10 protein-coding genes and 2 tRNA genes are annotated in these 12,826 nt (G+C 68.7%); 8 read left to right on the top strand and 4 right to left on the bottom strand.

Features of this window, described 5'->3' with window-relative positions; genetic code table 11:
* Positions 1 to 566 precede the first annotated feature (566 nt).
* Complete coding sequence (locus GWK25_RS34750) at positions 567 to 761, top strand: hypothetical protein (protein ID WP_033526477.1); 195 nt, start codon at positions 567 to 569, stop codon at positions 759 to 761.
* On the opposite strand, the gene GWK25_RS34745 is transcribed toward GWK25_RS34750, so the two are convergent.
* From GWK25_RS34745 to GWK25_RS34735, 3 genes are all read right to left on the bottom strand, one after another.
* A complete protein-coding gene (locus GWK25_RS34745; protein WP_308404388.1) occupies positions 758 to 1,189 on the bottom strand; it encodes a DUF6083 domain-containing protein in 432 nt (143 codons plus the stop codon). The genes GWK25_RS34750 and GWK25_RS34745 overlap by 4 nt on opposite strands.
* Before the next feature lie 196 nt (positions 1,190 to 1,385).
* Positions 1,386 to 2,144 carry a hypothetical protein gene (locus GWK25_RS43990; RefSeq protein ID WP_251829176.1) on the bottom strand — a complete coding sequence of 253 codons (759 nt, stop codon included), beginning with the start codon at positions 2,142 to 2,144 and terminating at the stop codon, positions 1,386 to 1,388.
* 93 nt (positions 2,145 to 2,237) lie between these two features.
* A tRNA-Gly gene (locus GWK25_RS34735) sits at positions 2,238 to 2,311 on the bottom strand.
* A 177-nt stretch (positions 2,312 to 2,488) separates the two neighbouring features.
* Between GWK25_RS34735 and GWK25_RS34730 the strand changes: the two genes are divergently transcribed.
* The 5 genes from GWK25_RS34730 to clpX all read left to right on the top strand — a co-directional run bounded on the left by GWK25_RS34730 (position 2,489) and on the right by clpX (position 7,316).
* A tRNA-Pro gene (locus GWK25_RS34730) sits at positions 2,489 to 2,565 on the top strand.
* A 198-nt stretch (positions 2,566 to 2,763) separates the two neighbouring features.
* Positions 2,764 to 4,158, top strand: coding sequence for a trigger factor (gene tig, locus GWK25_RS34725; protein WP_215455476.1), 1,395 nt, complete (start codon positions 2,764 to 2,766; stop codon positions 4,156 to 4,158).
* Between the two features lie 293 nt (positions 4,159 to 4,451).
* Positions 4,452 to 5,066: an ATP-dependent Clp protease proteolytic subunit gene (locus GWK25_RS34720; RefSeq protein ID WP_033526458.1), complete on the top strand. Its 615-nt coding sequence runs from the start codon at positions 4,452 to 4,454 to the stop codon at positions 5,064 to 5,066.
* 79 nt (positions 5,067 to 5,145) lie between these two features.
* Positions 5,146 to 5,826, top strand: a complete 681-nt coding sequence (locus GWK25_RS34715; RefSeq protein ID WP_215455475.1) for an ATP-dependent Clp protease proteolytic subunit — start codon at positions 5,146 to 5,148, stop codon at positions 5,824 to 5,826.
* Positions 5,827 to 6,029: 203 nt separating this feature from the next.
* Positions 6,030 to 7,316: an ATP-dependent Clp protease ATP-binding subunit ClpX gene (gene clpX, locus GWK25_RS34710; protein ID WP_184894103.1), complete on the top strand. Its 1,287-nt coding sequence runs from the start codon at positions 6,030 to 6,032 to the stop codon at positions 7,314 to 7,316.
* 74 nt (positions 7,317 to 7,390) lie between these two features.
* Here the strand turns inward: clpX and GWK25_RS34705 are convergent, their stop codons facing one another.
* Positions 7,391 to 8,329: a hypothetical protein gene (locus GWK25_RS34705; protein ID WP_215455474.1), complete on the bottom strand. Its 939-nt coding sequence runs from the start codon at positions 8,327 to 8,329 to the stop codon at positions 7,391 to 7,393.
* 137 nt (positions 8,330 to 8,466) lie between these two features.
* On the opposite strand from GWK25_RS34705, the gene GWK25_RS34700 reads away from it, so the two are divergent.
* Positions 8,467 to 11,091 (top strand): valine--tRNA ligase, encoded by a 2,625-nt coding sequence (locus GWK25_RS34700; RefSeq protein WP_215455473.1) that lies wholly within the window; start codon positions 8,467 to 8,469, stop codon positions 11,089 to 11,091.
* Between the two features lie 216 nt (positions 11,092 to 11,307).
* A complete protein-coding gene (locus GWK25_RS34695) occupies positions 11,308 to 12,825 on the top strand; it encodes a folylpolyglutamate synthase/dihydrofolate synthase family protein (RefSeq protein ID WP_374200660.1) in 1,518 nt (505 codons plus the stop codon).
* The last annotated feature ends 1 nt before the right edge of the window (position 12,826 follow it).

Genomic DNA, 12,826 nt, shown 5'->3' with positions numbered 1-12,826 from the left:
GGGAACTCCGGGGGACGGTCCGAGCACTCGCTGCGCAAGCGGGGGACGAGGCAGCGGTGAACATCTGAGGCACCCTAGCGGTGTCCGTGCGATTTCGTAAAACCACCGACGTGAATCCTGTATTGAGGGGTACGTGTCACTCACGGGTACCCCGGATTCGGTGAAGTGTGCCTCACGTAGAACATCACCGTCCGTACACCCCAAGGTGCATGGCCTGCGCCGGTCTGTCCGCATTCATCCCGACTAAATGGTGCATAACGTGCGCAGGCGATTCCGGTGAAATGTCCGGTTAATTACCGCCCTGGGCGAGCCTCTTGGTGTGTCTGTGGCAACAATTCGAATTCCCTGCGCTCGGGTTGTGTGTGCACGGAAACGATCACGTCGAATTCGCCTTCGCGGTCCCCCCGTTGGCCGGGGACGGGGGTGGCGCGGGTGCGGTGCCGTGGTCGACGTTGTCTCAGCCGCTGCATATGACGGCCTGGTTGGTGGCACGATGGTTCTGGCGGGGTGCGCGTGGGGTCGGCGCCCCGGGCCGGGAGTGCGGACCGACCGAGGGTGTGATCTGTGTGGCCATTTCGCTGTCAGTGGTGCTCTTGCTGGGGATCATCCTGGTGGTTCTGATGCGAGGGGGGACGATCAAGGCCGGCCCGGCCGTCGTCGCCATCCTCTTCGGCTTCTTCCTCGCCTCGACGGGCATGGCGGACGACATCCAACGCTTCCTGAACTCGATAGCGGACACGATCAACTCGATCCAGTTCTAACGCCCGCCGGGCCGCGCGCCGCGAGACGGTGAACCCGGGCCGTCGGCACACATCATGCGGTGGGCGGGCACGACGGGTTCGCCCGGCAGCGGATCGATCCCGCGCACCCGTACGGCCACGACGTCCGTGGGGACGGGTGAGAGGTCCGGAACCCTCGTCAGACGCCACCGGAAGGCCTCCGGCACGTCCTTGGCGGGCAGTTCCACCATGGCGAGGCTGACCCAACGGTCGTAGTTCGTCGGGTATGTGCGGACCAAGGCGCCGCATTCGGGGCAAACCGGCGGTTCGAACCACGTCACGTCATCGGGGCCGGGGTCGGGTCTCGGCGCGGCCGTGGCTCCCTCGGTCGCGGCCATCTCGTTGGCGAAGGTGTTCCAGCACTTCTCGCAGAGCCGCGCCAGCAGCCGGAACCGACCGCGCTCGCCCACGCTGACACCGGTCTCGCCGCATTCATCGCATGCCGACCGGTCGCCATCCCGAATCGCCCCCATAAAGCCGAGTGTGAGCGCATGCGACCGGATCCCAGTAGGTCGCGATTCGGCCTCTTCGCGCGATGTCGTCAGCCGTCATGGGCCGCCTCGGGCGCCATGTGCGGCCCAGGAGAGGCGCGGTGATCGCCCGGAGCTACTCGGGCGCGCTCACGGTCACCGGGCCCTTGAAGCCCTTGAGGGTCACGACGTTGCGCGTCGCGTTGCCGGACACCTCGAGCCGCTGCTCGAACCGTACGACCCGGCCGGCCTCGTCGACCCACACCTCGCAGGCGAACTCCTCGGTGCCCGTGGCGCGCATCCTGTCGTACAGCCGACGGTCCACGGTCCGGAGCCGGTCCTGGGTGACCTCGCCGGAGAGTCGATACGTCCGGATCCCGTCCACCTCTTCCGGGCCACGGCGAGCCTTCGGCCCGAGATCCAGGAGGAGTTGTGCGTAAGCGCCGTAGTCGGCCACGTCCGCACCCGAGGAGCCCGGTCCCGTACGGCGCCACTCACCGGCCGCTCCGTCGCCGTCCACGGTGCGCGTGTAGGTCGCGTCCTCCAGCAGGATCGTTTCCGCCTCGAACGCCCGGTCCTTCGGGACGCTGTCGGAGGTCGCCACGGTCAGCCGGCCCGTAGGGCTCGACGCGTTGAAGTTCATCCGGCCGGTCATGACCACCGTCAGCGTGGAGCCCGCATAGGTCTCCGTCCGCACCTCGGCCGAGTAGGGCGCCGGATCCGCGTTCTCGAGCGCCGCCTCGACGTCGAACGAGCCGTCGGCCCCCGGCGAGGCGGACACTCCGCTCCTCGATGTCGGCGCGGATGCCTCCCCGGCACTTCCGGAGCCACAGCCGACCAGCAGGGCGGCGGTCACGACCCCGACCGCCACGGTGACCGAGCGGGAGCGGTGCACGGCAGGGAACCTCCTCGGTCCTCACTCCGACCGTGAGGGGAAACGATCAGGGCCAGGCGGAGAGAAGATCCTCCGGCCTGGCCCTGAGCCGTATGGAGCGGGCGACGGGAATCGAACCCGCGTAGCTAGTTTGGAAGACTAGGGCTCTACCATTGAGCTACGCCCGCACAGCGTGCGCCGCAGGTCGGAGGACCGCGGCACAGAAGGCATCGTAGCGGGTCGGGCGGCTCCGCCGCACACCCCTTCCCGGCCGCGCCCCGCGCCCGCCGTCGCACGCGCCCGCGCACTCGGTTAATCCGGCAACCGTATGGCCTGCGGGCATGTACCCTACGTGTCGCACCAGACGGGGTGTGGCGCAGCTTGGTAGCGCGTCCGCTTTGGGAGCGGAAGGCCGTGGGTTCAAATCCCGCCACCCCGACCACCGCGCCGGTACGGCGCCGCCCGCCACCGGCAAGATCACCTTTTGGGGCGTGTACCGCCTGCGGTTACTATGCAAGCTGCGCGCCCGTGTGTCTGCACTCTCACGTCTCTCAAGGGCCGCTAATCCGCTGAAGCCCCGCCGCACCGGCGGGGGACATCAGCAGAACCCCAAGAAGTCAGCCCCCAAGGAGACCGAACCGTGAAGAGCGCCGTGGAGACCCTGAACCCGACCCGGGTTCGGCTCAGCATCGAGGTGCCCTTCGAGGAGCTCAAGGACAGCCTCGACGCGGCGTACAAGAAGATCAACCAGCAGGTCACGGTGAAGGGCTTTCGCAAGGGCAAGATCCCGGCCCGCGTCATCGACCAGCGGTTCGGCCGCGGTGCGGTCCTGGAGGAGGCGGTCAACGACGCGCTTCCGAAGTTCTACACCGACGCGGTCAACGAGGCCGAGCTCAACGTCCTGGGCCAGCCCGAGGTCGACATCACGGAGCTGAAGGACGGCGAGACGCTGAACTTCACCGCCGAGGTCGACGTCCGCCCGACCATCGAGATCCCGGACTACTCCGGCATCGAGGTCGAGGTCGACGCCGTCGAGGTCACCGAGGAGGACGTCGAGAAGGCGGTGGAGCAGCTCCGTGAGCGCTTCGCCTCCACCTCCCCGGTCGAGCGCGCCGCCGAGGACGGCGACGTCGTGACGCTCGACCTGGAGGCCAAGGTCGACGGCGAGGTCCTCGAGGACGGCGTCGCCGAGGGTGTGTCCTACACCATCGGCTCCGGCGAGCTGCTGGACGGCATCGACGACGCCGTGAAGGGCCTGGAGGCCGGTGGCGAGGCCACCTTCACCTCCGAGCTCAAGGGCGGCTCGGCGGCCGGCAAGGAGGCCGAGGTGACCGTCAAGGTCTCCCAGGTCGCCGCCCGTGAACTCCCGGCCCTGGACGACGAGTTCGCCCAGCTCGCCTCCGAGTTCGACACCCTCGAGGAGCTGCGCGCCGACAGCCGCAAGCGCCTGGAGAACATGAAGCAGTACGACCAGGCCACGCAGGCCCAGGAGCGCGTCCTGGAGAAGCTGCTGGAGCTCGTCGAGGTGCCCGTCCCCGAGAAGCTGCTCGAGGACGAGATCAACACCCGCAAGCACAACCTGGAGCACCACCAGCTCGGCCAGATGGGTCTCGACCTCGAGAAGTACCTCGAGATCCAGGGCAAGACGGTCGAGGAGTTCGACGCCGAGACCAAGGAAGCGGCCGTCAAGGGCATCAAGACCCAGTTCGTCCTCGACGAGCTGGTCGCCAAGGAGAAGCTCAACGTCAACCAGGAGGAGCTCACCGAGCACCTCATGCGCCGTGCGGCCTCCTCCGGCATGTCCCCGGACCAGTTCGCCCAGGCCGTCGTCCAGAACAACCAGGTCCAGCTCCTCGTCGGCGAGGTCGCCCGCGGCAAGGCCCTGGCCCTGGTCGTCGAGTCCTCCACGGTGAAGGACACCAACGGCGAGATCGTCGACCTGGACGACGACGAGGACGAGGACGCTTCCGCCGAGGGCTCCGCCGAAGAGGCCCCCGCTGCGGCCGAGGCGGAGGAGAAGGCCCCCGAGGCCTGATCACCCCGCGAACAGCAGGCTCGAAGACGGGCCCCCGGGTCACTCATGACCCGGGGGCCCGTCGGCCTACCCAGGGGCGCGGGGGCCACCAGTGCCCGCCCCACCAGCGGAGCGCACACGCATGCGCTGACAGCGAACAGTTCCCTCTGCGGGATTCACCGGCGGAGCCACCGCGTTAGGGTCCATGAATACGAGGGCGGAGCCGTCGGGAAAACGGCTCGGCCCCCGGAAGGGAAACGTGAAGACGGCCCGGCGCCGTCGTAAGACGAGCAGGTGGATACGTGACGAATCTGATGCCCTCCGCCGCCGGCGAGCCTTCCATCGGCGGTGGCCTCGGCGACCATGTCTACAACCGGCTGCTCAACGAGCGGATCATCTTCCTCGGCCAGCCGGTCGACGACGACATCGCGAACAAGATCACCGCACAGCTGCTGCTCCTTGCCGCCGACCCGGACAAGGACATTTACCTCTACATCAACAGCCCGGGCGGCTCGATCACGGCCGGCATGGCGATCTACGACACGATGCAGTACATCAAGAACGACGTGGTGACCATCGCCATGGGTCTGGCGGCCTCGATGGGGCAGTTCCTGCTCAGCGCGGGCACCCCGGGCAAGCGCTTCGCGCTGCCGAACGCCGAGATCCTGATCCACCAGCCCTCCGCGGGCCTGGCGGGCTCCGCCTCGGACATCAAGATCCACGCCGAGCGGCTGCTGCACACCAAGAAGCGCATGGCCGAGCTCACCTCCCAGCACACGGGCCAGTCGGTCGAGCAGATCACCCGTGACTCGGACCGCGACCGCTGGTTCGACGCCTTCGAGGCCAAGGACTACGGCCTCATCGACGACGTCATCGCCACCGCCGCGGGCATGCCGGGCGGCGGCGGCACCGGGGCCGGGCAGGCGTGACGGCACCCGCCGGCACGCACACCCCCGCAACGCCCCCAGCCGACCGCCTCAGCCCCTCTCAGGCTCCCAGGAGACACAAGTGAACGACTTCCCCGGCAGCGGCCTCCACGACGGCGCACGCTCCCAGTACTCGGGTCCGACGGCCGAGTCCCGTTACGTCATCCCGCGCTTCGTCGAGCGCACCTCCCAGGGCATCCGCGAGTACGACCCGTACGCGAAGCTCTTCGAGGAGCGGGTGATCTTCCTCGGCGTGCAGATCGACGACGCCTCCGCCAACGACGTCATGGCGCAGCTGCTGTGCCTGGAGTCGATGGACCCCGACCGGGACATCTCGGTCTACATCAACAGCCCCGGCGGCTCCTTCACGGCGCTCACCGCGATCTACGACACGATGCAGTTCGTGAAGCCCGACATCCAGACGGTCTGCATGGGCCAGGCGGCCTCCGCCGCCGCGATCCTGCTGGCCGCCGGTACGCCGGGCAAGCGCATGGCGCTGCCGAACGCCCGCGTCCTGATCCACCAGCCGTACAGCGAGACGGGCCGCGGTCAGGTCTCCGACCTGGAGATCGCCGCCAACGAGATCCTCCGTATGCGTGCGCAGCTGGAGGAGATGCTGGCCAAGCACTCGACCACGCCGATCGAGAAGATCCGCGAGGACATCGAGCGCGACAAGATCCTCACGGCCGAGGACGCGCTGTCGTACGGCCTGATCGACCAGATCATCTCCACGCGGAAGATGAACAACAACAGCGTCCGCTGACCGCGAAAAGGCTGTAATGTCTGCCGCCCCTTGGCATGGTTGGCACCGTTTGACCCAGTGCACGACAAGGTGCACGTCAAAGCGAACCGTGCCAAGGGGGGCCCGAACGGGGGGCCCGGCAAGGTACCGTCGACATAAGGCAGCACCAGGAGCCGCTGGATTCCAATCGTCCAGGCGTCTCCCAGGCGAAGGGGAAGCACACCGTGGCACGCATCGGTGACGGCGGCGATCTGCTCAAGTGCTCGTTCTGCGGCAAGAGCCAGAAGCAGGTCAAGAAGCTCATCGCAGGGCCCGGTGTGTACATCTGCGACGAGTGCATCGACCTCTGCAACGAGATCATCGAGGAGGAGCTCGCCGAGACCAGCGAGGTGCGCTGGGAGGAGCTCCCGAAGCCCCGCGAGATCTACGAGTTCCTCGAGGGGTACGTGGTCGGCCAGGAGGCGGCCAAGAAGGCGCTCTCCGTGGCGGTCTACAACCACTACAAGCGCGTCCAGGCCGGTGAGAACGGCGGCGGCCAAAGCCGCGAGGACGCCATCGAGTTGGCGAAGTCCAACATCCTCCTGCTGGGCCCCACGGGCTCCGGCAAGACGCTCCTCGCCCAGACCCTCGCGCGCATGCTGAACGTCCCGTTCGCGATCGCGGACGCGACGGCGCTGACGGAGGCGGGCTACGTCGGCGAGGACGTCGAGAACATCCTGCTGAAGCTCATCCAGGCCGCCGACTACGACGTCAAGAAAGCCGAGACCGGGATCATCTACATCGACGAGATCGACAAGGTGGCCCGAAAGAGCGAGAACCCGTCCATCACCCGCGACGTGTCGGGTGAAGGTGTGCAGCAGGCGCTCCTGAAGATCCTGGAAGGCACCACGGCCTCGGTCCCCCCGCAGGGCGGCCGCAAGCACCCGCACCAGGAGTTCATCCAGATCGACACGACGAACGTCCTGTTCATCGTCGGCGGTGCCTTCGCGGGCCTGGAGAAGATCATCGAGTCCCGCGCCGGCGCCAAGGGCATCGGCTTCGGCGCCACGATCCGCTCGAAGCGCGAACTCGAGTCCAAGGACCAGTTCGAGGACGTCATGCCGGAGGACCTGGTCAAGTTCGGGATGATCCCGGAGTTCATCGGCCGCCTCCCGGTCATCACCTCGGTCCACAACCTGGACCGCGAGGCCCTCCTGCAGATCCTGGTCGAGCCCCGCAACGCGCTGGTGAAGCAGTACCAGCGCCTCTTCGAACTCGACGGCGTGGAGCTGGACTTCGAGCGCGAGGCCCTCGAAGCCATCGCCGACCAGGCCATCCTCCGCCAGACCGGCGCGCGCGGCCTGCGCGCCATCATGGAGGAAGTCCTGATGTCCGTGATGTACGAGGTCCCGTCCCGCAAGGACGTGGCCCGGGTCGTCATCACGGCGGACGTCGTCCACTCGAACGTGAACCCGACCCTGATCCCGCGCGACGCCCGCGGCCGGGGGCCGGGGGAGCAGAAGACGGCGTAACTCCTCAGCGGTACACAGACATCGAAGGGGCCCCGGTCGACCGACCGGGGCCCCTTCGTGATCCGAGCGGAGTGTCAGGCCTTGACGCGCACGTCGTTGCGCAGCTTGGCCGCCAACTCGGCCGCCTCGTCGATCGTCGTGCTCTTGCCGGCGGCCATCGAGGCCATGTCGATGGAGATCACGTACGCGACCGTGCTGTGGTCACCCCAGATGCACACCGGCAGCGTCATGGTCTTGCCGCCCTCGGTGCCCTCGCTCTCCTGGCACTTCATGATGCCGTTCTCGAAGCCGTCGGGCGTGACTTCCTGAGGGCTGCCCACGAGCTTGCCGTCGGAGTCGGATCCCTTCTCGGACTCCTCCTTCATGCTGGCGAACATCGCGTCGATGACCTTCTCAGGGTCCTCGACCGTGCCGTACACCCCGGAGAAGGTCAGGTTCTTGGCGGTGATGCCCTCACCCGACGAGTAGGTCGCAGTGACGTCCTTGGGGTCCTGCACACCCCAGTCCTCCGTCTGCTTCATCTCCTTGTCGGACATCCCGCTGCTGCCGCCGCCCTCGCCCTTCTTGTACTGGCCGTCGATGACGGCCGCCGGCGTGGTCAGCTTGTGCGGGCCGTCGTCCGCGATGTCCCCGCCGCCGCTCGCGCCGAAGACGAAGTACGCGCCGACCGCGACCGCCGCGACCACGGCGACCGCGCCGAGGATGATGCCGACCTTCTTGCCGCCACCGCCGGGTGCGGCCGGCGGCTGGGGCACGGTCGGGTAGCCCGGCTGGCCGCCGTACGGGGCCTGCTGGCCGTACGGCGGGGTCTGGGGCGGCACGCCCTGGGGGGCCTGCTGGGGGTACCCGTAACCCGGCTGCTGCGGCGGCGCCTGCTGCGGGTAGCCGTAGCCGGGCTGGGGGGCTGCCTGCGGCGGCTGCTGGCCGTAGGGGCCCGGCTGGCCGCCCGGCTGACCGTACGGTCCGGGCTGCTGGGGCTGCCCGCCGTACGGGCCCGGCTGGTTGTGACTCATGTTCTGGGTTCCCCTCCAGATGCTTATGTGTTCCTGACATCCTGGCGCAAACGCGATGGGTCCCACGCACCGGGGGGCACACCGTTACGGAAGAATCCGGTTTCGGGACGACCCCGTGACACCTCTAAACTGAGCGGGTGACCGAGAACGCTCAGCAGCAGCCTCCAGCGCCCGCCACCGATCTGCCGACCCAGTACGCGCCGGCCGATGTAGAGGGGACGCTGTACGAGCGTTGGGTAGAGCGTGGTTACTTCGCGGCCGACGCCAAGAGTGACAAGCCCGCGTACACCATCGTCATCCCTCCGCCGAACGTCACCGGCAGCCTGCACCTCGGGCACGCCTTCCAGCACACCCTCATGGACGCCCTGACGCGCCGTAAGCGCATGCAGGGGTACGAATCCCTGTGGCTCCCCGGCATGGACCACGCCGGTATCGCGACGCAGAACAAGGTCGAGCAGCAGCTCGCCGAAGAGGGCAAGTCCCGCCACGACCTGGGGCGCGAGGAGTTCGTCGAGCGCGTCTGGCAGTGGAAGGAGGAGTACGGCGGCAAGATCCTCGGGCAGATGCGCCGGCTCGGCGACGGAGTCGACTGGGACCGCGAGCGGTTCACCATGGACGAGGGCCTGTCCAAGGCCGTCCAGACCATCTTCAAGCGGCTCTACGACGACGAGCTGATCTACCGCGCCGAGCGCATCATCAACTGGTGCCCGCGGTGCCTGACGGCCATCTCCGACATCGAGGTCGAGCACCAGGAGGACGCCGGCGAGCTGGTCTCCATCCGGTACGGCGAGGGCGAGGACAGCCTTGTCGTCGCCACCACCCGCGCCGAGACGATGCTCGGTGACACGGCCGTCGCCGTCCACCCGGACGACGAGCGGTACAAGCACCTCATCGGCAAGCAGATCAAGCTGCCGCTGACCGACCGCTCCATCCCGGTCGTCGCCGACACCCATGTCGACCCGGAGTTCGGCACGGGCGCCGTCAAGGTGACGCCGGCCCACGACCCGAACGACTTCGCGATCGGCCAGCGCCACGACCTGCCGTCCATGACGATCATGGACGAGCACGGCGTCATCACCGTCCACGGCCCCTTCCTCGGCCAGGACCGCTTCGAGGCCCGCTCCGCCGTCGTCGGCGCGCTGCGCTCGCAGGGCCGGATCGTCGCCGAGAAGCGTCCGTACGTCCACTCCGTCGGCCACTGCTCGCGCTGCAAGACCACCGTCGAGCCGCGTCTGTCCATGCAGTGGTGGGTCAAGGTCGCGCCCCTGGCCAAGGCTGCCGGTGACGCGGTCCGGGACGGCCGGGTCAAGATCCACCCCGAGGACATGTCGAAGCGTTACTTCGACTGGGTGGACAACATGTTCGACTGGTGCATCTCGCGCCAGCTCTGGTGGGGCCACCGCATCCCCGTCTGGTACGGCCCGAACGGCGAGACGGTCTGCGTCGGCCCCGACGAGGAGCCGCCCACCGGCGAGGGCTGGACCCAGGACACCGACGTCCTGGACACCTGGTTCTCCTCCGGCCTGTGGCCGTTCTCCACGCTCGGCTGGCCCGAACAGACCGAGGACCTGCGGAAGTTCTACTCGACCGACGTCCTGCTCACCGGCCACGACATCATCTTCTTCTGGGTCGCCCGGATGATGATGTTCGGCCTGTACGCGATGGACGGCGAGGTCCCGTTCAGGACCATCGCGCTGACCGGCCTGGTCCGCGACGAGCGCGGCAAGAAGATGTCGAAGTCCTTCGGCAACGTCGTCGACCCGCTCGACTGGATGGACAAGTACGGCTCCGACGCGCTCCGCTTCACCCTCGCGCGCGGCGCCAACCCGGGCACCGACGTCCCGATCGGCGAGGACTGGGTCCAGGCCTCCCGCAACTTCGCCAACAAGATCTGGAACGCGACGCGCTTCGCGCTGATGAACGGCGCGACGGTCGAGGGCCCCCTGCCGGACCCGTCCCGCATGTCGGCGACCGACCGCTGGATCCTGGCCCGCCTGGGCGAGACGGTCGAGCAGGTCGACGCCCACTACGAGGACTTCCAGTTCGCCAAGCTCAGCGACGCCCTGTTCCACTTCGCGTGGGACGAGGTCTTCGACTGGTACGTGGAGCTGTCCAAGACCACGTTCCAGGCGGGCGGCGAGCCGGCCGAGGTCAGCAAGCGGGTCCTGGGCGAGGTCCTCGACGTCACCCTGAAGCTGCTGCACCCCGTCGTCCCGTTCGTCACGGACACCCTGTGGACCACGCTGACGGGCGGAGAGTCCCTCGTCATCGCCGACTGGCCCAAGGACAGCGGGTTCCGCGACGACGCCGCCGAGCGCGAGATCGAGCTGGTCCAGCAGGTCGTCACCGAGGTCCGCCGGTTCCGCGCCGACCAGGGCCTCCAGCCGGGCCAGCGCGTCCCGGCCCGGCTGACCCTCGACGGAACGGTCCTGGCCCCGCACGAGGCCGCGATCCGTCAGCTGCTGCGGCTCCAGCCGGAGGGCGAGGGCTTCGCGGCCACCGCGACCCTGCCGGTGGCCGGGGCCGAGGTCGCCCTCGACCTCTCCGGTGTCATCGACGTCGCCGCCGAGCGCAAGCGCCTCGCGAAGGACCTCGCGGTCGCGGAGAAGGAGAAGGCCCAGGCCACGGCCAAGCTCGGCAACGAGGCGTTCCTCGCGAAGGCGCCGGACCAGGTCGTCGACAAGATCCGGGGCCGCCTCGCCAAGGCGGACGAGGACATCGCCCGCATCACCGCCCAACTGGACCGCCTCCCGAAGGCGTAACTCCTCGCAGCTCATACGGCGGCCCCGGTGCTTTTCCAGCACCGGGGCCTTCCGCTGGGCGCGGGTGGGAAGTGGGCCACTTGAAGCCGCCGGACATCAAAGGGGCGCGGGGAACTCCGCGAGCAACCACGACCCACCCGCGACCGCCACACAACCCGTACCCCCGAGTCATGAGGCGCCCCGGCCCGGCGAAGCCCCACCCGTAGACTGGGCCCCGTGAGCGAACGCAGTGACCAGCAGCCCGACCCGATCGACCCGACCGACCCGTTCGAGGAGATCATCGCCGCGGAGACCGACCGGGATCCGGACCTCGCGGTGATCGAGGCCGGCAGCCGAACCCTGCGTGCCCAGGGCGGCGCACCGCAGGCCGACGTGCCGGCCAGGCCCGCCGACCCGGCCGTCGACAAGGCCCTGCGCGACGTCGAGGCCGAGCTTGCGACCCGCTGGGGCGAGACCAAGCTGGAGCCGTCGGTCACGCGGATCGCCGCGCTGATGGACGTCCTGGGCGAGCCCCAGCGCTCGTACCCCTCCCTCCACATCACCGGCACCAACGGCAAGACCTCCACCGCCCGCATGATCGAGGCCCTCCTCGGCGCCTTCGAACTGCGCACCGGCCGCTACACCTCTCCGCACGTCCAGTCGATCACCGAGCGCATCAGCCTCGACGGCGCCCCCATCTCCGCCGAGCGGTTCATCGAGACGTACGAGGACATCAAGCCGTACATCGAGATGGTGGACGCGGCCCAGGAGTACCGGCTCTCCTTCTTCGAGGTGCTCACGGGGATGGCGTACGCCGCCTTCGCCGACGCGCCCGTGGACGTGGCGGTCGTCGAGGTCGGCATGGGCGGCACCTGGGACGCCACCAACGTCATCGACGGGGACGTCGCCGTCGTCACCCCCATCGACCTCGACCACACCGACCGGCTGGGGACGACGCCCGCCGAGATCGCCGTCGAGAAGTCCGGGATCGTCAAGCAGGACGCGACGGTGATCCTGGCTCAGCAGCCGGTCGACGCGGCGCAGGTGCTGCTGAAGAAGGCCGTGGAAGTCGACGCGACCGTGGCCCGCGAGGGTCTGGAGTTCGGTGTCGTCTCGCGTCAGGTCGCCGTCGGCGGACAGATGCTGACCCTGCGCGGCCTGGGCGGCGAGTACCCCGAGGTCTACCTCCCGCTGCACGGCCCGTACCAGGCGCACAACGCGGCCGTCGCGCTCGCCGCGGTGGAGGCGTTCTTCGGCGTCGGCTCGCAGCGGCCCGAGCCGCTCGACATCGACACGGTCCGCAAGGCCTTCGCGACCGTCTCCTCGCCGGGCCGGCTGGAGGTCGTGCGGCGGTCCCCGACCGTCGTGCTGGACGCCGCGCACAATCCGGCGGGCGCCCGGGCCACGGCCGAGGCCGTCGGTGAGGCGTTCGATTTCAGCCGACTGATCGGTGTGGTCGGCGCGAGCGGCGACAAGAACGTGCGGGGCGTCCTGGAGGCGTTCGAACCGATCTTCGCCGAGGTCGTGATCACGCAGAACTCCAGCCATCGGGCGATGGACGCCGACGAACTGGCCGGTATCGCGGTGGAGGTCTTCGGCGAGGAGCGTGTGCAGGTCGAGCCCCGGCTGCCCGACGCCCTGGAGGCAGCGATCACGCTCGCCGAGGAGGAGGGCGAGTTCGCGGGCGGTGGCGTCCTCGTCACCGGTTCCGTCATCACCGTCGGCGAGGCCCGGCTGCTGCTGGGGAAGGGCTGAG

Origin of the sequence: Streptomyces sp. ATCC 21386 (genome assembly GCF_018728545.1) — a bacterium.
Classification (GTDB): domain Bacteria; phylum Actinomycetota; class Actinomycetes; order Streptomycetales; family Streptomycetaceae; genus Streptomyces.
This window is presented reverse-complemented; position numbering and strand designations above follow the sequence as displayed.